Raw genomic sequence first — 19,742 nt, forward strand, 5'->3', positions numbered from 1 at the left:
GGGACTGGAGGGGGGGCGTACGGGTGTCGGCCCGGGGTCAGTTGACGCCGTGCTGCGGGAAGGAGTGCAGGTGCATCCGTATCCGCTGGCTCCGCTCGTCCTCGGAGGCGTCGGCGGTGCGGTACTCCTCGATCAGGGCGTGGATCTTCTCGTTGAGCTCGTGCGCGCGCTCCGGCGTCAGGTGGAGCGTGAAGTCGCTCATGTCGGAGGAGTCCCGCCAGATGTCGTCCCACTGGTGGCGGGTGCCGAGGTAGGTGTTGAGCTCCTGGGTGTGGATGTTCGCGATCTCGTGGAGGTAGACCTCCACGGCGCCCTGGACCTCCGGATCCGGGTTCTTGTACAGCTCGCCGTCGAAGGTGGTGCCCTGCTGCATCGCCCGCCACCAGCGCTCCCGCCCCTTGCCGAGCTCCGGGGCGTCCTCCACGAAGCCGTGGGCCGCGAGCTGGCGCAGGTGGTAGCTGGTGGCGCCGCTCGACTCGCCCAGGCGCTCGGCGAGTTGGGAGGCGGTGGCCGGGCCCTGGTGGCGCAGGGCGCGCAGCATCTGGATGCGCAGGGGGTGCGCGAGCGCGCGCAGGGAGCGCGGGTCGAGGAGCCGGTTCGCCGGCCCCGGGGCGCCGGCCTCGCGAGCGTGCTCCTGGGCGCGCTCGCGCTCGGCGGCGCTCTCGGCGGTCTTCTCGTCGCTGTTCTCGGGCATGGCACCACAGTAGAGTTGCAAAAAACTCTCTGCAACCCCTTTTTGCAGAATTTCTTTGCAACTTCCCCGGCGGTGCCCGAGCGAGCTGCCCCCAGCTCAACCCTCCTTGATGAAGCCCTCCTTGAGCAGCCACTCCTTCGCCACCTCGTGCGGGTCCCGCCCCTCCACGTCCACCCTCGCGTTCAGGTCCTGCGCCACCGCCGTGGTCAGCCTCGCCGTCACGGGGGCCAGCAGGTCCGCGATCTCCGGGTGCTCGGCGAAGGCCTTCGCGTTCAGCTCCGGCGCCGCGTTGTAGTTGGGGAAGAAGCGCCGGTCGTCCTCCAGGACGACCAGGTCCATGGCCTTGATCCGCCCGTCCGTCGTGTACACCTCGCCGAGCAGGCACGAGTCGGACTTCGAGACCTGGGTGTAGATGATCCCGGCGTCCATCTTCCGGATGTTCGAGGCGGGCAGGCTCATCCCGTACGCCTTCTGCATCCCCGGCAGTCCGTCGTCGCGCGAGGCGAACTCGTTCTCCACGCACACGGTCACCGCCGCAGGGTCCTTCTTCGCCAGCGCGGCCACGTCCGAGAGCGTCCGCAGCCGGTGCTTCGCGTTGTTCTCGCGGCTGATGGCGAGCGCGTAGGTGTTGTTCAGGGTCGACTGGGGCAGCCACACCACGCCGTTCGCGCGGTCCGCGTCCCGTACCGCCTTCCACTGCTCGGTCGGGTCCTCGATGGGCTCGGCGTTGCCGAGGTACGTGATCCAGGCCGTGCCCGTGTAGTCGTAGAGGGCGTCGGCGTCGCCCTTCACGACCGCCTCGCGCGTGCTGATGGAACCGGCGAGGTTCGTACGGTCCAGGACCTCCGCCCCGGCCGCCCGGAAGACCAGGCCGACGATCTGGCCCAGGACGATGTTCTCGCTGAAGTTCTTGGACGTGACCGTGAGCGAGGCGCCCTCCAGCGGCCGGCCCCGGCCGACCGAACCGGGCGAGACCTCGTCGACCATCGGCGAACCGCTCTTCAGCCCGCAGCCGCCGACCGCCAGGGCGAGCACCCCGGCGAGCCCGCCCGCCAGCAGCGCCCGGGCCCGTCCGCCCGCCAGCAGCGCCCGGGCCCGTCCGCCCGCCGCCCCGCTCATGCCGCCGTCCCCAGGCCGCGCGGGGTGAGCAACAGCTCGGCGAGCGAGGCCAGCCAGTCCACGATCAGCGCCAGGGCCACGGTCAGCACCGAGCCCAGCACCAGGACCGGCATCCGCTGGGTCTGGATGCCGGAGGTGATCAGGTCGCCGAGCCCGCCGCCCCCGCCGAAGGTCGCCAGGGTCGCCGTGCCCACGTTGAGGACCAGCGCGGTGCGCACGCCCGCCAGGATCAGCGGGACGGCCAGCGGGAGCTCGACCTGGGACAGGGTGCCGAACGCGGACATGCCGATGCCCCGGGAGGCCTCCACCAGCTGCGGGTCGATGGCCCGCAGGCCGGCCACCGTGTTGGACAGCACCGGCAGCACCGCGTAGATCACCATGCCGATGATCGCGGTGGACGGGCCGATGCCCAGCCAGATCACCAGGAGCGCGAGCAGGCCGATCGCCGGGGTGGCCTGGCCGACGTTGGCGACGGCGGTGAAGACGGGGGCCGCCCGGTCGATGCCGCGCCGGGTGAGGGCGATGCCGAGCGGGACGGCGATGATCAGCACCCAGAAGGTGGAGATCGCGGTCAGCTGCACGTGCTGCCACAGGCGCAGCCGCACGTTGCCGTTGTCGAGGGCGTTGCGTGCGATGGAGTCGAGGTCGGCGTTGGCGATCCAGAGGGCGGTGGCGAGCAGCACGACCGCCACGAAGGCGGGCAGGACGACGAGCTTGCGCCAGGTGATCCGGCGCGGGGGAGCGGCCGGAGGCGCCGGCTCCTCCTCGTCGACCGGACTCCCCGCCGCGCCCCCGACCGGACTCGCCACCGGGCTGCCGGCCGGGCTCCCGCCCGGGCCGCCGCCCGGGCCCCCGCCCGGCCCGCCGCCCGCGCCCCCGCCCGGGCCCTCCACCGCCGTCCTGCCGTCCTCCTCGCTCACGCCCCGCCCTCCAGCTCCTGCTCGGTCAGATGGGCGCGGCTCTCCTCCAGGTCGTGCTGGTGCTCGATCGCGGCCAGCCGGTCGGCCTCCAGGAGTTCGTGGACCGAGTTCATCAGGGTCTCCATGTCGACCACCCCGATGTACTCGCCGCGCCGCCCGGTCACCGCGACCCGCCCCGTGCTGTCCAGGAGCACCGCCTCCAGGGCGTCGTGCAGCGTCGCGTCCCGGGTCACCGTGTCGTGCACCAGGGTGCCCGCGCGGGCCAGCGAGCCCTTGGCGCGCATCAGGTCGCCGCGCCGCAGCCACTTGTACGGGCGGCCGCGCCGGTCGAGCATCAACAGCTCGTTGTGGCGGTTGCCGCGCAGGGTGTTGAAGATCGACTGGAGCGGGTCGTCGACCGTCACCGTGGGGAACTCGGCGATGCCGACGTCCCGGACCCGGGTGAGGTTGAGCCGCTTGAGCGCCGCGCCCGCGCCGACGAAACCGGACACGAAGTCGTCCGTCGGGTTGGTGAGGATGGCCTCGGGGGTGTCGAACTGGGCGATGTGCGAGCGCTCCCGCAGCACCGCGATCCGGTCGCCCAGCTTGATCGCCTCGTCGAAGTCGTGGGTGACGAAGACGATCGTCTTGCGCAGCTCGTGCTGGAGCCGGATGAGCTCGTCCTGGAGGTGGTCGCGGGTGATCGGGTCGACCGCGCCGAAGGGCTCGTCCATGAGCAGCACGGGCGGGTCGGCGGCCAGCGCCCGTGCCACGCCCACCCGCTGCTGCTGGCCGCCGGAGAGCTGGCGCGGATAGCGCCCGTGGAACTCGCGCGGGTCGAGACCGACCAGGTCGAGCATCTCCTCCACCCGGTCCTTCACCCGGGACTTGGACCAGCCGACCATCTTCGGGACCAGGGCGATGTTCTCGGCCACCGTCATGTGCGGGAACAGCCCGGAGGACTGGATCGCGTAGCCGACCTTGCGGCGCAGCTTCACCGGGTCGATCTTCGTGACGTCCTCGTCGCCGATCCGGATCCGGCCGGAGGTCGGCTCGATCAGGCGGTTGATCATCTTCAGGGTGGTGGACTTTCCGCAGCCCGACGGGCCGACGAAGATCACGGTCTCGCCCGCCTTGATCTCCATGTTGACGTCGTCCACGGCGGGCTGGTGGCTGCCGGGGTAGCGCTTGGTCAGCCCCTCCAGCACGATCGAGGCCCCGGAGGTCGCGCCGTGCACCCCGTCCGAGACGCGTACTCCTTCCCGGACGTGCACTGCCTCCGAGTCGCGCACTCCCTCCGGGACACGCACTGCCTCCGAGACGCGCACTCCGTCCGAGGCGTGGGCTGCGTCCTGTCCATGCGGGGTGCGGGCGGGTTCAGACACGGATCCCCCTCGGAATCGTCAGCCGGCCGAGCAGGACGTACGCCCCGTCGAAGAGCAGCGCCAGGATCACGATCCCGAGCGTCCCCGCCAGCACCTGGTTGATCGCGTTGGCGCTGCCCAGGGAGGCGATGCCGCGGAAGATCTCGTTGCCGAGGCCGGGGCCCGAGGCGTACGCGGCGATGGCGGCGATGCCCATCAGCATCTGGGTCGACACCCGGATGCCGGTGAGGATCGGCGGCCAGGCCAGCGGCAGTTCGACCCGCACCAGCCGGGCCGCCCGGGACATGCCGATGCCGGTGGCCGCGTCCACCAGGCCGGGGTCGACGCCGCGCAGGCCCACGATCGCGTTGCGGACCACCGGAAGGAGTCCGTACAGCGTCAGCGTGATCACGGTCGGCGGCACGCCGAGGCCGACCAGCGGGATCAGCAGGCCGATCGCGGCGAGCGACGGGATGGTGAGCAGCGAGGCGGTCGACAGGATCGCCAGGTTGCCCGCCCAGGGGCTGCGATAGGTGAGCACGCTGATCAGCACGCCCAGCAGGGTGGCGATCACCATGCACTGGAAGACGGCGCTGGCGTGCTGGAAGGCGTCGGTGAGCAGCTGCTGGTGGCGGCTGCCCAGGTACTCCCAGAAGCTCACGCGCGTCCCCTCCGCAAGGGCCGCCCTCCGCAGGGACCGCCGCGGCGAGGGCCGCCTCGGCGGGGCTACCGCGGCGGGGGCGGGTCCTCCGCGGCCTGTTCCACCAGCGGGATGATCCGCAGGGGGACCGGGTTCTCCATGACGATCGCCGTGGAGGCCCGGACGATGCCATCGAAACCGACGACCCGGTCGATCACCCGCTGGAGATCGGCGTTGGAGCGGGCCACGAGCCGGCACAGCATGTCGCCGTGACCGGTGGTGGTGTGCAGTTCGAGGACCTCCGGCACGGTCGCCAAGTGCCCGCGCACATCGGCGCCTTGGCCCTGTTTGATCTCCAGCGTGGCGAAGGCGGTGACCGGATAGCCGAGGGCCGCGGGGTCGACCTGCGGACCGAATCCGCGGATGACTCCGTTCGACTGAAGCCGGTCCAGCCGGGCCTGCACGGTGCCGCGGGCCACCCCGAGCCGGCGCGAGGCCTCCAGGACCCCTATCCGGGGCTCCCGCGCGAGCAGCACGATGAGCCGCCCGTCCAGATGATCGATCGCCACGGCGGTCTCCCGGTGGTCATCATGTACAAGTCGTCCGCCCATACTGACGGCACGCTGTGCAGATTGACCAGTGAAACAACGAACTATTGCGCACCTTGCGAGTCGGCGGGACTCTGCTGCCATGACTGAGACCATGCATGACACCCCGGGCACCGCGCGTGAGGCCGATCCCTTCCCGGTGAAGGGGATGGACGCGGTCGTCTTCGCCGTCGGCAACGCCAAGCAGGCCGCGCACTACTACTCCACGGCCTTCGGCATGAAGCTCGTCGCCTACTCCGGACCGGAGAACGGCAGCCGCGAGACCGCCAGCTACGTCCTCACCAACGGTTCCGCCCGTTTCGTGTTCACCTCCGTCATCAAGGCCTCCACCGACTGGGGCCGCTTCGTCGAGGCGCACGTCGCCGAGCACGGCGACGGCGTGATCGACCTGGCGATCGAGGTGCCGGACGCGCGCGCCGCGTACGCCTACGCCGTCGAGCAGGGCGCCACCGGCCTCGTCGAGCCGTACGAGGAGAAGGACGAGCACGGCACCGTCGTCCTCGCCGCCATCGCCACCTACGGCAAGACCCGCCACACCCTCGTCGAGCGCTCCGGCTACGACGGCCCCTACCTGCCGGGCTACGTCGCCGCCCAGCCGATCGTCGAGCCGCCGGCCAAGCGCACCTTCCAGGCCATCGACCACTGCGTGGGCAACGTCGAGCTCGGCAAGATGAACGAGTGGGTCGGCTTCTACAACAAGGTCATGGGCTTCACGAACATGAAGGAGTTCGTGGGCGACGACATCGCGACCGAGTACTCGGCGCTGATGTCGAAGGTCGTCGCCGACGGCACCCTCAAGGTGAAGTTCCCGATCAACGAGCCGGCGATCGCGAAGAAGAAGTCGCAGATCGACGAGTACCTGGAGTTCTACGGCGGCGCCGGCGTGCAGCACATCGCCCTCGCCACCAACGACATCGTCGCCACCGTGCGCGCGATGCGGGCCGCCGGCGTGCAGTTCCTCGACACCCCGGACTCGTACTACGACACCCTCGGCGAGTGGGTCGGCGACACCCGCGTGCCGATCGAGACCCTGCGCGAGCTGAAGATCCTCGCCGACCGCGACGAGGACGGCTACCTGCTGCAGATCTTCACCAAGCCGGTGCAGGACCGCCCGACCGTCTTCTTCGAGATGATCGAGCGCCACGGCTCCATGGGCTTCGGCAAGGGCAACTTCAAGGCCCTCTTCGAGGCGATCGAGCGCGAGCAGGAGAAGCGCGGCAACCTCTAGCCGCCACTCGCGCACCCCTGACACGAGGGGCCCGGTCCCGGACGTCGTCCGGCCGGGCCCCTCGCACGCCCCGGCGCACGCCGACCGCGACCGGGGCACCTCCGGGACACCCCGGGCGGGTACGGGGGGCTCGCCCGGGGCCCGGGGCGGAAAGCGCCCGACGGCTCAGCCGCGCGCGGCACCGCCCCCGCCGGCCGCCGCGCCCGCGCCGGCCCCGCCGGTCTCCGCGCCCGCGCCGGCACCGTCTCCGGCCGCCGCGCCCGCGCCGGCCCCGCCGGTCTCCGCGCCCGCGCCGGCACCGTCTCCGGCCGCCGTCGGCGCGCCCAGCGCGTCCTTCGGCAGTTCGTCGGGGAGGTCCCCGAGCGCCGTCGCCGACTCCTTCGCGCGGGGCGCGAGCAGCGGAGAGAAGTGCGGGTTGGTGCGCAGCGCCTCCGCGAGGTGGCGGCGGGCCGGGCCCAGGTCGCCCAGGGACCGCTCGATCTCCCCGCGGTGGTACGCGAACATCGCGCTGCGCAGGCCCTCGTCGGTGGCCCGCTTCGCGAACTCCAGCGCCTCCTTCGGCTCGCCCGCGCGGAACAGCGCCCAGCCCAGCGCGTCCGCGACCCGCACCGAACGGTGCCCGCCCGCCCAGGCCGCCCGCAGCCGCCGCACCGCCGCCGCCGGGTCGCCGTGGTCCGCGTCGAGCAGGCCGAGCTCCACCTCCGCGTCCGGCCAGCGGCCCGCCCGCAGCCGCCCGTACAGCGCCCGCGCGTCCTCCTCCCGGCCCAGCGCCTCGGCCAGCTCACCGGCCTCCAGCAGGTACCCGGGCAGCGGCAGCCGCTCCACGGCCGCCCGCCAGTCGCGCACCGCCTCCTCGGTCCGGCCGAGCGCCGCCCGGGCCCGCGCCCGGCCCGCGAGCGAGGGCCCGTGGTCGCCGACGAGCCCGAGGGCCGCCCCGTACTGCGCGAGCGCCTCCTCCGGCTCGCCCCGCTCCCAGGCCAGGTCGCCGAGCCGGCACAGCGCCGCAGCCTTCTCCGCGCCCGTCTCCGCCAGCGCCACCGCGTCGAGCGCGGCCGCGCCCGCGTCCTCGCGCCAACCGCGGTCGCGGTACAGCTGCGCCGTACGCCCGCTGACCGCCGCCCCCGCGTGCAGCTCGGCCAGCTTCTCGGCCGCCTTGCCCGCCGCCCGGTAGTCACCGAGGCCGTTGTACGCGTCGATCAGCACCGGGTACGCCGCCCAGCGCTTCGGGTCCGCCTTCCGCGCCCGCTCGCCCCAGGTCCGGCCGGCCGCCCAGTCGCCCCGCGCGTTCGCCAGGGCCGCCCGGGCCACCTGTCCGTCCGGGCCGCCGCCCGCGTGCTCCAGCGCCGCCCCGGCCCGCTTCAGGTCCGCCGGATCCGCCCGCCGCAGCGCCCGCTCGGTGTACGCCGAGCCCAGCACCGTCCAGGACGCCGTGTCCTCGGGGTGCGCCCGCAGCCACTTCTCCCGGTCGCCGATCAGCGCGACCAGATCGGGCAGCGCCGCCTGCGCCCCGGCCCGGGCCGCGCTCGTCGCCCGCTCCGCGGGCCCGGCCGCCCGCACCGGATCCCGCCCGGCCAACTCGGGCACGTACAGCAGCGCCGTCGCCGCGAGCACCGCGCCCACGCCCGAGGCGAGGACCGTCCGCGACACGTTCTCGGGTCTCATGGCGCACACTGTGCGCCCGGCACCGGCCGTCCGAAGCGCACCTCAGCACCCGCTCCCCGGCGGGTTCACACCGATGGCCCCGAGTGCCACGCTGGAGCCATGGACGATCTTCAGAAGCCGCACCTTCGGAAGCTCCACGAGGCCCTGCGCGCCGGGCTCCCCGCCGAGGCGGTGCTCACCGACCCGGACGTCACCGCCTCCTACGCGCGCGACATGGCGAGTTTCTGCACGGCCGGCACCCCCGCGGCCGTCGTGCTCCCGCGCACCGTCGAACAGGTCCGGCACGTCATGCGCACCGCGACCGAACTGCGCGTGCCCGTCGTGCCGCAGGGCGCGCGGACCGGTCTGTCGGGGGCGGCGAACGCCTCCGAGGGCTGCATCGTGCTCTCGCTCGTCCGGATGGACCGCATCCTGGAGATCGACCCGGTCGACCGGATCGCCGTGGTGGAGCCGGGCGTCGTCAACGCCGTGCTGTCCCGGACCGTCGCCGAGCACGGCCTGTACTACCCGCCGGACCCCTCCAGCTGGGAGTCGTGCACCATCGGCGGCAACATCGGCACCGCGTCCGGCGGGCTGTGCTGCGTGAAGTACGGGGTCACCGCCGAGTACGTGCTCGGGCTCGACGTGGTCCTGGCCGACGGGCGGCTCCTGCGCACCGGGCGGCGCACCGCCAAGGGCGTCGCCGGGTACGACCTGACCCGGCTGTTCGTGGGCTCCGAGGGGACGCTCGGCATCGTCGTCGGCGCCGTGCTCGCGCTCAAGCCGCAGCCGCCCGCGCAGCTCGCGCTGGCCGCCGAGTTCCCCTCGGCGGAGGCGGCCTGTGCGGCCGTGTGCGCGATCATGGAGCGCGGCCACACCCCCTCGCTGCTCGAACTGATGGACGGCACCACCGTCCGGGCGGTCAACCGGCTCGCGCACATGGGGCTGCCCGACACCACCGAGGCGCTGCTGCTGTGCGCCTTCGACACCCCCGACCCGGCCGCCGACCTGGCCGCGGTGGCGGAGCTGTGCCGGGCCGCCGGGGCCACCGAGGTCGTGCCCGCCGAGGACGCCGCCGAGTCCGAACTGCTCCTCCAGGCCCGCCGGCTCTCGCTCACGGCCCTGGAGACGATCAAGTCCGCCACGATGATCGACGACGTGTGCGTGCCGCGCACCCGGCTGGCCGAGATGCTCACGGGCACGGCGGAGATCGCCGGGAGGTACGGGCTGACCATCGGGGTCTGCGCGCACGCCGGCGACGGCAACACCCATCCCGTCGTCTGCTTCGACCACACCGACGAGGACGAGTCGCGCCGGGCGCGCGCGTCCTTCGACGAGATCATGGCGCTCGGGCTCGCGCTCGGCGGCACGATCACCGGCGAGCACGGGGTGGGCGTGCTGAAGAAGGAGTGGCTGGCGCGGGAGCTCGGCCCGGTGGGTGTGGAGCTGCAGCGCGGGATCAAGGCGACCTTCGACCCGCTGGGGCTGCTGAACCCGGGCAAGCTCTTCTGAGACCGGGGTGCGGGCCCGGTCCCGTACGGGAACCACCGCGGGTTCCGCCTCAGGGGCCGCCTCCGGCCGTCCCGCCGGGCTCACAGCTCACCGTCGGTGGACTCGTCCGACGGCCACGGGTCGCGCAGCCACAGCTCGTCCGCCACCACGGTGGTGGCGAGCAGTTCGGCCAGGCCGTCGTCGATGCCGAGCTGCTCGGTCTCGGTGCCCGGCGGGACCACCCGCAGGGTCCGCTCCAGCCAGGCGGACACCTGCGCGGACGGGGCCTCCAGGAGCGCGTCGCCGTCGGGGGAGGACAGCGCCATCAGGATGACGTTGCGGCCGTCGACCTTGGTCGGCCAGATCCGCACGTCCCCGTGGCCACAGGGCCGGAAGACGCCCTCGACGAGCAGCTCGCGGGCGAAGGTCCAGTTGACCGGGTGCTCGGAGCCGATGTGGAAGGTGATGTGGACGGCGTAGGGGTCGTCCACCCGGTAGGCGAGCCGGGCCGGCACCGGCACCGAGCGCTCCGGGGACAGCACCAGCTTCAGCTCCAGCTCGCGCTCGACCACGTTGTTGTTGTCGGTGTTCTGCATGGCGGGCCGCCTCTCTCGTGACGTGCTCTCGGGGGTCTCCCGTGCGGGCCCGCGGTGGGCCTGCACGGGGAGAGAGAGGGGTCGGCCGGGTTCATTACGCGACTTCGGGAAATTTTCCGAGGAATTTTTTCCGGGCCTCCTGGGTAGGGCCCGAGGATCACCGTGCGTGACGAAAATCCGGGGGTGTCGCTCGAAGGCGGGCTTTCTCGCGGGCTCCTTCTCCCTGCGGCGGCGTTCTTCGTTACTGTCCTCCCTGGGACGCGGCGCGGTCGGCGAGGACCCCGCGCGGCCCGGGCGGATCAACGGCGTTGTGACTGAACGGAGTCGGGGCAGTGGCTACTCCACCTGGAGGCGGCGGAGAGGTACCGCAGGCGGGCTACTACCCGGACCCGTCGATTCCCGGGTACATCCGCTTCTGGAACGGCGGCGCGTGGGTGCCCGGCACGAGCCGGCCCGCGCCCAAGGAGGGCGAGACGCCGCCCGCCCCGCCGGTGCCCGCCGCCCCGCAGGTGGCCCCGAGCCCGGCCCCGGCGCCGCAGGTCCCGGCGGCCGCGGTACCGCCCGCGGTCCCGGCCGTCGAGGAGACCGGCCCGGTCTTCCTCGACGACGAACCGGAACCCGCCGGCTCCGCTCCCCAGGAGCCCGCCTCCGCCTGGCAGGCCAGCACCTCCCGGCAGACCGGCTTCGGCGGCGAGCGCGACCAGAAGGTCTCGTGGGGCGTCGGCGGCGGTCAGGACGAGCCGCGGCCCGCCGCGCCGGCCGGCCCCGCTCCCGCCGCCCACTCCGCCGCCGACTCCGCCGATCCGCGCGCCGCGGCGGCCTGGCCGGCCGCCGGCTCCGGCGGCGGGGTCTCGATGCGCCGCGACCCGGCGACGGCCGCCGCGCCCGCGGAGGACCCGGCCCCGGCCCCCGCTGACCGGCCCAAGACCCCGCACCCGCCGCGGTCGCAGGCCCCGGCGGCCCCGGTCGCCGACCGGACGCCCGCTCAGAACCCCGCGCCCGCGTGGCCGGAGGCCGGTGGCTCCGTCCCCGAGCAGCGCCCGGCCACCCCGGCCCCGGTTCCGGCCCCCGCCCCGGTCGCCCCCGCCGCGCGCCTCGGCGGCATGCCGGTCACCCCCGCGCCGGTCGCCCCCTCCCCGGCACCGGCTCCGGCACCCGCGCCCGCCCCGGCCGCGTGGACCCCGCAGAGCGCCCACCCGGCGGTCCCGGCGCCGGCGCCCTCGCCGGCCCCCGGTCCCGTTCCCGGCCCCGCGCCCGCCGCGCAGGACCCGCAGCAGCCCGTGGTGCCGTGGAAGCCGCCGGTCGACGACGTGTTCCAGGCGGCGGCGCGGGCCCAGGCCGCCGCGCGGCCCGCCGGGCTCGGACGGCGGCTGCTGGCCCGCCTGGTGGACGGCGCGGTGCTCGGGGCGCTGGTCGGCGCCGTGTCGTACCCCTTCGTCACCGCCGCGATCGAGCACATCGAGGAGAAGATCGAGGCCGCCCGGCAGACCGGTGTCACCGTGCAGGTGTGGCTGGTCGACGGCACCACCTCGGTGCAGTTCGGCATCGTGCTCGCCGCCTTCCTCGTCCTCGGCACGCTGTACGAGGCGCTGCCCACCGCCAAGTGGGGCCGCACGCTCGGCAAGAAGCTGTGCGGGATCGAGGTCCGGGACATCGAGGGCCACCAGCCGCCCACCTTCGGCGCCGCGTTGCGCCGCTGGCTGGTCTACGGCGTGCTCGGGCTGCTCGGCGTGGGCCTGTTCAACGTCGTCTGGTGCCTCTTCGACCGTCCGTGGCGCCAGTGCTGGCACGACAAGGCGGCCGGCACCTTCGTCGCCCGGTAGGGCCCGTCCGGATTGCGGGGGCCCGGTGCCCGGGGTGCACTGCCCCCATGAGCAACGACCAGCCGCCGCCGCCTCCCGGTCAGCCGCCGCCCGACGACGACCCGTTCCGCAAGGGACCCCCGCAGGAGCCGCCGCCGGGGAACCCGTACGACCGGACGCCCCCGCCGCCCCCCTCGTACGGCGGCGGAGGCGGCGGCCCATACGGGGGTGACCCGTACGGGGGAGGCGGCGGCCCCTCCGGAGGCGGGGGTGGCGGCCCCTACGGTGGCGGCCCCTACGGTGGCGGCCCGTACGGCGGGGCCGATCCGCTCGCCGGGATGCCGCCGCTCGCCGAGTCCGGCAAGCGCATCGCCGCCCGGGTCATCGACTGGCTGATCATCGCCGTGCCGCTGGCGGTCATCGGCATCCCGTTCAAGGTCTACGACCGCGCCGGGGACGGCAACGACTGGGACGACACCGTCAACAGCCTCAACGGCGGCGGGCAGCTGGTCTTCCAGCTCATCACCATCGTCGCGTACGTCGCGTACGACGCCGTCATGGTCGCCAAGAACGGCCAGACCCTCGGCAAGAAGTGGATGAAGCTGCGGGTCGCGATGCTCAACGACGGCTCCACACCGCCGATGAACGCCTCGCTCGTCCGCGCGGTGGTGCTCTGGCTGCCGGCCCTCATCTGCTGCGCGTGTCTGTGGCCGCTGCTCCTGCTGGTCCTCATCCTCGTGGACAAGCCGTACAAACAGGGCCTGCACGACAAGGCGGCGAAGACGGTCGTGGTCTCGGTGCCGCACTGAGCCGACCGCGCCGTCCGTGCCGGCGGCGCCGGCCGCCGTCAGGAACCGATCCGGGTGTCCGCCCCCGCCCCCACGGGCGCGGCGGGCACCCGGATCTGCGTCTCCCCGGACCGGTCGGCGCCGGAGGTCTTGACGTGCCGGGCGCGCACCGGCATGGTCACCGCGACCAGCACGCCCAGGAAGAGGCCCGCGGCGCAGATCACCGCGACGCCGAGCGCCGTGGTGGTGCCGGAGAGGAGCAGCAGGGCGACGGTCGAGAGCACGACGGTGGCCGAACCGGTGGCGTACTGTGCGGCGTTCGGTCGCTGCATGGCGGTGTCCGTCCCTCGGGGCGCGTGGCGAGTGCGACTCTATGACGGTGGATGCCCGGCGGCGGCGGAACCAAGCATGGCCTTACTCACGTCGGGATGCACGGGGGGCGCAGGGGCGCACGGTCATGTCGCATATGCGGGCGACGGATGTTCGTTCGATGTTCGACTATCGGTGGGTGACTTGCACATAGTGCACTTGGCCTGTCCAAGTCAAGATCTGTCTTTTCTGCTTCAACTCCGGTCGAATGTCGTCACTTGTGACGCGTCACCCGTCCGGCGGACACCCCACCTCCGATCCGCCGTACGAGGTGCGCCGGGGAGGACAGAAACAAGTGACCAACAGACGACGGGCGATCCGCGCGTCGGCGATCGTGGTGGCCCTCGCGGCCACCGCCGCCACCGCCTCGACCTTCACCGCGTGGGCCGACGAGACGACGCCCGCGCAGGCCGCCACCGCGGCCCGGGCGAACGCCGTTGACAAGACCACGGTCGACCACGACCTCGACGGTCCGTTCAGCAAGCAGCAGGCGCAGCAGCGCGAGGCCGCCATCGAGCAGGTGCTCAACGGCGAGACCAAGGTCGAGCGCCGGAACGGCTCTCAGGTGGTCAAGCTCGACAACAAGAAGTACGTCGAGCTGGCCCGCGAGAAGACCGACAAGATCTTCACCATCCTCGTCGAGTTCGGCGACCAGGTGGACAACACCACCCTGGTCGACCGCAAGGACGACGACACGCCGGAGCTCAAGCCGAAGTACGGCGGCACGCCCGGCCCGCTGCACAACTCCATAGCCCAGCCCGACCGCGCCGTCGACAACTCGACGGCCTGGCAGGCGGACTACAACCAGCAGCACTTCCAGGACCTGTACTTCGGTACCGGCAAGGACGCCAAGGGCCAGCCCAAGCAGTCCCTGAAGACCTACTACGAGAAGACCTCCTCCGGCCGCTACTCGGTCGACGGCCAGGTCTCCGACTGGGTCAAGGTCCCGTACAACGAGGCCCGTTACGGCTCCAACTACTGCGGCCAGACCAACTGCGCCAACGTGTGGGACACCGTGCGCGACGGTCTCGTGGCCTGGAACGCCGACCAGAAGGCCAAGGGCAAGACCGACGCCGAGATCAAGGCGACCCTGGCGCAGTACGACCAGTGGGACCGCTACGACTTCGACGCCGACGGCAACTTCAACGAGCCCGACGGCTACATCGACCACTTCCAGATCGTCCACGCGGGCGAGGACGAGTCGGCCGGCGGCGGCGCCGAGGGCAAGAACGCCCTGTGGGCCCACCGCTGGTACGCCTACGGCACCGACGCCGGCAAGACCGGCCCGGCGAACAACAAGGCCGGCGGCACCCAGATCGGCAACTCGGGCATCTGGGTCGGCGACTACACGATGCAGCCGGAGAACGGCGGCCTCGGCGTCTTCGCCCACGAGTACGGCCACGACCTCGGTCTGCCGGACCACTACGACACCGCGGGCGGCGAGAACTCGACCGGCTTCTGGACGCTCATGTCCTCCGGCTCGTGGCTCGGCACCGGCAAGGACGCGATCGGCGACCTCCCCGGCGACATGAACGCCTGGGACAAGCTCCAGCTCGGCTGGCTGAACTACGCCAAGGTCAACGACTGGCAGCGCGGCACCAAGACCACCCACAAGCTGGGCGTCTCGGAGTACAACACCAAGCTGCCGCAGGCGCTCCTCGTCGAGCTGCCGAAGAAGGCCGTCACCACCGACGTCGTGGCCCCCGCCGAGGGTGCCACCCAGTGGTGGAGCGACATGGGTGACGACCTCAAGAACACCCTGACCCGCCCCGTCGACCTGACCGGCAAGAGCGCGGCCTCCCTGGAGCTCCAGGGCTGGTACGACATCGAGCAGGACTACGACTACCTGTACGCCGAGGTCTCCACCGACGGCGGCGCCAACTGGACCGCCCTCGACGGCACCGCCGACGGCAAGCCGATCCAGAAGGACGCCTCCGGCGCCCCGGCCCTGACCGGTGCCTCCGGCGCGTACCAGAAGCTGGTCTACGACCTCGGCGCCTACGCGGGCAAGAAGTTCGACCTCCGCTTCCGCTACCAGACGGACGGCGGCGCGGGCGGCAAGGGCTTCGCGGCCGACGCCATCACGCTGACCGCCGACGGCGCCACCGTCTTCTCGGACAACGCCGAGAACGGTGACAACGGCTGGGTCCGCAAGGGCTTCTCGCGCATCGGCAAGGGCTTCACGAAGGAGTACGAGCAGTACTACATCGCGGAGAACCGCCAGTACGTCTCGTACGACAAGACCCTCAAGGTCGGCCCGTACAACTTCGGCTTCACCGGTGACAAGGCCAGCTGGGTCGAGCACTACGCGTACCAGAACGGCCTGCTGATCTGGAAGTGGGACCTGTCCCAGAAGGACAACAACACCTCCCAGCACCCGGGCCAGGGTCTGATCCTCCCGATCGACTCGCACCCGAGCCCGCTGAAGTGGCGTGACGGCAGCCTGATGCGCAACCGCGTCCAGGCCTACGACTCGCCGTTCACCATCGCCCGCACCGACGGCTTCCAGCTGCACCTCAAGGGCGAGCCGACGTGGGTCCCGTCGCAGGCCGGCAACCCGGTCTTCGACGACAAGAAGGGCGTGTACTGGTTCGCCGAGAACCCGCGCGCCGGTGTCCAGGTAACTGACACCAACACCAAGATCCAGGTCGTGAAGGAGCCGAAGGACGGCCAGACCGTCACGGTCCAGGTCGGCCCCTCGGTGAAGTAACACTCAATTCTCCTGCGTCTTCGCAGGTCAGAGCATGATCGGCCGTCGCCCTCTAGCGGGCGGCGGCCGATCGTGTTTAGGTGCGTCTTACGGCCTCGGTCGTACGACCTTATTGACAGTCGATCCCACGGTCGGCTGGAAACGATCCACGGGGGAGTGGTTCCGCATGCCCAACGGAGGGTTCTGCAGACTGCCGGGAGGCAGTGTCGTCGTCGCCATCGGACTGCCCAGCCCGGCCGGCGACGGGGCCACCGTGCGCTTCCTGGTGCACGCGGCGAACCGGGCCCGCGCCCTGACCCGGCTGCGGAACCTGGGGCTGCGCGCGGTCTACCTCCGGGGCAACACCGAGCCGCCCACCCCGGACGAGATCACGGCCGTGCTCCACCACCCCGACGGCATGCTCTGGCGCACCTGCGCCCAGGAGCTGTGGCACCCCATACGGTCCCTGCCGAAGGCCCCGGCGGCCTGAGCCCCGGCGGCCCGAGCGGGCTCCCGTAGGGGCCCCTACGGCCCCTACGGGGCGACGATCGGCTTGCCGGTGAGCTCGACGCCCGCCGCGCGCAGCTCCTGAAGGGCCCGGTCGGTGGACTCCTTCGCCACCCCGGCCGTCAGGTCGAGCAGCACCTGGGTGCGGAAGCCCTCGCGGGCCGCGTCCAGGGCGGTCGCCCGCACGCAGTGGTCGGTCGCGATGCCGACCACGTCCACCTCGGTGACCTTGCGGGCGCGCAGCCAGTCGGCGAGCGTGTCGCCGTTCTCGTCGCGGCCCTCGAAACCGCTGTACGCGGCCTCGTAGGCGCCCTTGTCGAAGACGGCGTCGATCGCGCCGCCGGCGACGGCGGGCGCGAAGTTCGGGTGGAAGCCCACGCCCTCGGTGCCGGCCACGCAGTGCCGCGGCCAGGAGGTCAGGTAGTCCGGGTGGTCGGAGAAGTGGGCGCCCGGCTCCACGTGGTGGTCGCGGGTGGCCACCACGTGCTGGTAGCCGGCCCCGCCGGCCGCGCCGATCAGCTCGGTCACGGCGGCGGCGACGTCGGCGCCCCCGGCCACCGCGAGGCTGCCGCCCTCGCAGAAGTCGTTCTGTACGTCCACAACGATCAATGCGCGGTGCATGGCGGGTGTCCTTGCCGAGACGGGGGCGGGCGGGGTCGGATTCGAGCCTAGAGACTTCCCCCGCCCGGCGGGAGGGGGCGCCAGGAGGCGTTACACGTATTCCGTCGGCAGCACGGGCTCGCCGCGCGACAGCTGGATCGCCGACATCGGGAGCGCGGCGCGGGCCGCGATGTGCCGGGCGCGGGCCGCCTCCAGCGGCTCGCGGGCCACCACGTCACCGCCCTTGACCAGCTCGACGAGCAGCTGCCGGTCGACCAGCTCCGGCGGCACCTGGCCGGTGCCGACGACCTCGGCCTCGGCGACCCCGGCGGCGTCCGCGCGGCGGGCCGCCCACTTGCGGCCGCCGATGGAGGCCTTGCCGCCCACCGACTTCTTGGCCACCGGCGTCAGCGGCGCCTTCGGGTCGGCCGAGGAGGCCCGGGCGACCAGCTTGTAGACCATCGAGCAGGTCGGGTGGCCGCTGCCGGTGACCAGCTGGGTGCCCACCCCGTACGCGTCGACCGGGGCCGCCGCGAGCGAGGCGATGGCGTACTCGTCGAGGTCCGAGGTGACCACGATCTTGGTGTCCCGGGCGCCCAGCTCGTCCAGCTGCGCCCGCACCCGGTGGGCGACGAGCAGCAGGTCGCCGGAGTCGATGCGGACGGCCCCGAGCCCGGGCCCGGCCACCTCGACGGCGGTGCGGACGGCCTCGGCGACGTCGTAGGTGTCGACGAGCAGCGTGGTGCCGCTGCCCAGGGAGTCGACCTGGGCTCGGAAGGCGTCCCGCTCGGTGTCGTGCAGCAGGGTGAAGGCGTGGGCGGAGGTGCCCACCGTCGGGATGCCGTAGCGGAAGCCGGCCGCGAGGTCGGAGGTGGAGTCGAAGCCGCCCACGTAGGCGGCGCGCGAGCAGGCCACGGCGGCCAGCTCGTGGGTGCGCCGGGCGCCCATCTCGATGAGCCGGCGGCCGCCGGCGGCGGCCGACATCCGGGAGGCGGCGGCAGCGATGGCCGAGTCGTGGTTGAGGATCGAGAGGATCACCGTCTCCAGGAGCACGCACTCGGCGAAGGAGCCCTCCACGCGCAGGATCGGCGAGCCCGGGAAGTACACCTCGCCCTCGGGGTAGCCCCAGATGTCGCCGGAGAAGCGGTAGCCGGCCAGCCACTGGAGGGTCGGCTCGTCGACGATCCCGCGCTCGCGCAGGAAGCCCAGCACGGCGGGGTCGAAGCGGAAGTTCTCGACCGCGTCCAGGACCCGTCCGATGCCCGCCACCACGCCGTAGCGCCGCCCCTCGGGCAGCCGGCGGGTGAAGACCTCGAAGACGGACCTGCGGTCCGCGGTGCCGGCCCTGAGGGCCGCCTGGAGCATGGTCAGCTCGTACTGGTCGGTGAAGAGCGCGGTCGACGGCACGTCCACCGGGAGCCCAAGGTCCGCAGCGTTCATATGAGGAATGCTAGCGGGTATTCGTCAGTTTGACGAATACCCTCGCCGGGTGCGCGGGTCCGCCCAGGTGACCCGTTTGTGCGACGGGCCGGTAAGGGTGGCAGCATGGGACAAGTGAGCGTTGCGCCTATCGAGATCGAGCGGACCGAGTCGGCCGAGGAGGTCTCCGCCGTCGTCGAACCCGACGTGCCGTGGGTGACCCTCGTGCACAACGACCCGGTGAACCTGATGAGCTATGTCACGTACGTCTTCCAGGCGTACTTCGGCTACTCCAAGGACAAGGCGCACAAGCTGATGCTCGACGTGCACAACAAGGGCCGCGCGGTGGTCTCCAGCGGCACCCGCGAGGAGATGGAACGGGACGTGCAGGCGATGCACGGCTACGGCCTCTGGGCGACCCTCTCCCAGGACCGCGGCTGATGGCGGGGCGCTTCGAGGCCGTCCCGGGCGGCGGCGCGGCCGTCGCGCTCGACGAGGTCGAGATCTCCATCCTGCGCTCCTTCGCCGTCCAGCTCATGGAGCTGATCGGCCCCGGCGACGAGCCGGCCGAGGACGCCGACCCGCTGGCCGCGCTGTTCGCCGAAGGCCCCAGCGAGCCGCCCGCCGACCCGGCGCTGCGCCGGCTCTTCCCCGACGCGTACGGCGACGACACCGACGAGCTGCGCCAGGCGGCCGCCGACTTCCGCCGCTTCACCGAGAACGACCTGCGGGCCCGCAAGCGCGAGGACGCCCACACCGTGGTGCGCAGCCTCGACGCGCTCAGCTCCGAGGCGGCGGGGGAGGGCGGCGGCGTCCTCAAGCTGACCGCCGACGAGTCCCGGGCCTGGCTCGGCGCGCTCAACGACCTCCGGCTGACCATCGGCACCCGCCTGGAGGTCACGGACGACGACGAGAGCGAGCAGCTCTACCGGCTGCCGGACGAGGATCCGCGCAAGCCGATGGTGATGGCGTACCTCTGGCTGGGCGCGCTGCAGGAGTCGCTCGTCGAGACGCTCATGTCGTAGCGACAGCTCCCCGACGGCTGGTTACCGGCCGGTGTTCGCTCAGCGGACGCTCAAATCCGGATAACGAATACGTTATCCAACCGTCCTCCTTGCTCTGTTGAGTCCCTTTTGTCCGCCCTTTCGAGTGGCGCGGGTCACACGCGCGAGGGTCGATCACGGTGAATGCCGTGATAAATCTTCACGACCACCCGGGGACGCCACCCCTGTTCCCGGGGGCGCTTCGACCGGCTGACCGCCGGTGGCACTCCATCCACATCCGGGGG

The 19,742-nt window shown here is 72.5% G+C and carries 19 protein-coding genes; 8 read left to right on the forward strand and 11 right to left on the reverse strand.

All coding sequences use genetic code 11. The annotated features are described in order from the left end of the window. Positions 1–37: 37 nt before the first annotated feature. From ACIGW2_RS23155 to ACIGW2_RS23180, 6 genes are all read right to left on the reverse strand, one after another. Positions 38–694 carry a helix-turn-helix domain-containing protein gene (locus ACIGW2_RS23155; protein ID WP_391655711.1) on the reverse strand — a complete coding sequence of 219 codons (657 nt, stop codon included), beginning with the start codon at positions 692–694 and terminating at the stop codon, positions 38–40. Between the two features lie 96 nt (positions 695–790). Continuing rightward, a complete protein-coding gene (locus tag ACIGW2_RS23160; RefSeq protein ID WP_391655710.1) occupies positions 791–1,813 on the reverse strand; it encodes a glycine betaine ABC transporter substrate-binding protein in 1,023 nt (340 codons plus the stop codon). Next, on the reverse strand, positions 1,810–2,622 hold the full coding sequence (locus tag ACIGW2_RS23165) for an ABC transporter permease (protein WP_391655771.1): 813 nt from the start codon (positions 2,620–2,622) through the stop codon (positions 1,810–1,812). Before ACIGW2_RS23165 ends, ACIGW2_RS23160 begins: the two co-directional genes overlap by 4 nt. A gap of 107 nt (positions 2,623–2,729) precedes the next feature. Continuing rightward, positions 2,730–3,986, reverse strand: coding sequence for a betaine/proline/choline family ABC transporter ATP-binding protein (locus ACIGW2_RS23170; RefSeq protein WP_391655709.1), 1,257 nt, complete (start codon positions 3,984–3,986; stop codon positions 2,730–2,732). A gap of 103 nt (positions 3,987–4,089) precedes the next feature. Further along, positions 4,090–4,737 (reverse strand): ABC transporter permease, encoded by a 648-nt coding sequence (locus tag ACIGW2_RS23175; protein WP_361583072.1) that lies wholly within the window; start codon positions 4,735–4,737, stop codon positions 4,090–4,092. 65 nt (positions 4,738–4,802) lie between these two features. Beyond that, positions 4,803–5,285: an Lrp/AsnC family transcriptional regulator gene (locus ACIGW2_RS23180; protein WP_356074749.1), complete on the reverse strand. Its 483-nt coding sequence runs from the start codon at positions 5,283–5,285 to the stop codon at positions 4,803–4,805. Between the two features lie 121 nt (positions 5,286–5,406). On the opposite strand from ACIGW2_RS23180, the gene hppD reads away from it, so the two are divergent. Then, positions 5,407–6,552, forward strand: a complete 1,146-nt coding sequence (gene hppD / locus ACIGW2_RS23185; protein ID WP_391655708.1) for a 4-hydroxyphenylpyruvate dioxygenase — start codon at positions 5,407–5,409, stop codon at positions 6,550–6,552. Positions 6,553–6,717: 165 nt separating this feature from the next. Here hppD and ACIGW2_RS23190 read toward each other — a convergent pair whose 3' ends face one another. Next, on the reverse strand, positions 6,718–8,214 hold the full coding sequence (locus ACIGW2_RS23190) for a tetratricopeptide repeat protein (protein ID WP_391655707.1): 1,497 nt from the start codon (positions 8,212–8,214) through the stop codon (positions 6,718–6,720). A gap of 99 nt (positions 8,215–8,313) precedes the next feature. Here ACIGW2_RS23190 and ACIGW2_RS23195 point away from each other — a divergent pair, with 99 nt between their 5' ends. Then, the gene (locus ACIGW2_RS23195) at positions 8,314–9,705 is read left to right on the forward strand and encodes an FAD-binding oxidoreductase (RefSeq protein WP_391655706.1); all 1,392 of its coding nucleotides are present in this window, start codon (positions 8,314–8,316) and stop codon (positions 9,703–9,705) included. A gap of 80 nt (positions 9,706–9,785) precedes the next feature. Here the strand turns inward: ACIGW2_RS23195 and ACIGW2_RS23200 are convergent, their stop codons facing one another. Continuing rightward, entirely contained in the window at positions 9,786–10,280 is a 495-nt protein-coding gene (locus tag ACIGW2_RS23200) for an SsgA family sporulation/cell division regulator (RefSeq protein WP_356074738.1), read from the reverse strand. A 332-nt stretch (positions 10,281–10,612) separates the two neighbouring features. On the opposite strand from ACIGW2_RS23200, the gene ACIGW2_RS23205 reads away from it, so the two are divergent. Both ACIGW2_RS23205 and ACIGW2_RS23210 read left to right on the forward strand, forming a co-directional pair. Further along, positions 10,613–12,103, forward strand: coding sequence for an RDD family protein (locus ACIGW2_RS23205; protein WP_391655705.1), 1,491 nt, complete (start codon positions 10,613–10,615; stop codon positions 12,101–12,103). 47 nt (positions 12,104–12,150) lie between these two features. Beyond that, positions 12,151–12,891 carry an RDD family protein gene (locus ACIGW2_RS23210; RefSeq protein WP_391655704.1) on the forward strand — a complete coding sequence of 247 codons (741 nt, stop codon included), beginning with the start codon at positions 12,151–12,153 and terminating at the stop codon, positions 12,889–12,891. Between the two features lie 38 nt (positions 12,892–12,929). Here the strand turns inward: ACIGW2_RS23210 and ACIGW2_RS23215 are convergent, their stop codons facing one another. Continuing rightward, positions 12,930–13,202: a hypothetical protein gene (locus ACIGW2_RS23215; protein ID WP_391655703.1), complete on the reverse strand. Its 273-nt coding sequence runs from the start codon at positions 13,200–13,202 to the stop codon at positions 12,930–12,932. A gap of 332 nt (positions 13,203–13,534) precedes the next feature. Between ACIGW2_RS23215 and ACIGW2_RS23220 the strand changes: the two genes are divergently transcribed. After that, positions 13,535–15,949 carry an immune inhibitor A domain-containing protein gene (locus ACIGW2_RS23220; RefSeq protein WP_391655702.1) on the forward strand — a complete coding sequence of 805 codons (2,415 nt, stop codon included), beginning with the start codon at positions 13,535–13,537 and terminating at the stop codon, positions 15,947–15,949. Positions 15,950–16,115: 166 nt separating this feature from the next. Further along, positions 16,116–16,418, forward strand: coding sequence for a hypothetical protein (locus ACIGW2_RS23225; RefSeq protein WP_356074726.1), 303 nt, complete (start codon positions 16,116–16,118; stop codon positions 16,416–16,418). Positions 16,419–16,462: 44 nt separating this feature from the next. Here ACIGW2_RS23225 and ACIGW2_RS23230 read toward each other — a convergent pair whose 3' ends face one another. Further along, positions 16,463–17,056 carry an isochorismatase family protein gene (locus ACIGW2_RS23230; protein WP_399845498.1) on the reverse strand — a complete coding sequence of 198 codons (594 nt, stop codon included), beginning with the start codon at positions 17,054–17,056 and terminating at the stop codon, positions 16,463–16,465. 90 nt (positions 17,057–17,146) lie between these two features. After that, entirely contained in the window at positions 17,147–18,475 is a 1,329-nt protein-coding gene (locus tag ACIGW2_RS23235) for a nicotinate phosphoribosyltransferase (RefSeq protein ID WP_391655701.1), read from the reverse strand. 105 nt (positions 18,476–18,580) lie between these two features. Between ACIGW2_RS23235 and clpS the strand changes: the two genes are divergently transcribed. Both clpS and ACIGW2_RS23245 read left to right on the forward strand, forming a co-directional pair. Continuing rightward, the gene (clpS, locus tag ACIGW2_RS23240) at positions 18,581–18,895 is read left to right on the forward strand and encodes an ATP-dependent Clp protease adapter ClpS (protein ID WP_361583099.1); all 315 of its coding nucleotides are present in this window, start codon (positions 18,581–18,583) and stop codon (positions 18,893–18,895) included. Beyond that, positions 18,895–19,479 (forward strand): DUF2017 domain-containing protein, encoded by a 585-nt coding sequence (locus ACIGW2_RS23245; protein ID WP_399845501.1) that lies wholly within the window; start codon positions 18,895–18,897, stop codon positions 19,477–19,479. Before clpS ends, ACIGW2_RS23245 begins: the two co-directional genes overlap by 1 nt. Positions 19,480–19,742 lie beyond the last annotated feature (263 nt).

The sequence above is a fragment of the Streptomyces sp. NPDC053541 genome (assembly GCF_044544705.1).
Taxonomy (GTDB): domain Bacteria; phylum Actinomycetota; class Actinomycetes; order Streptomycetales; family Streptomycetaceae; genus Streptomyces.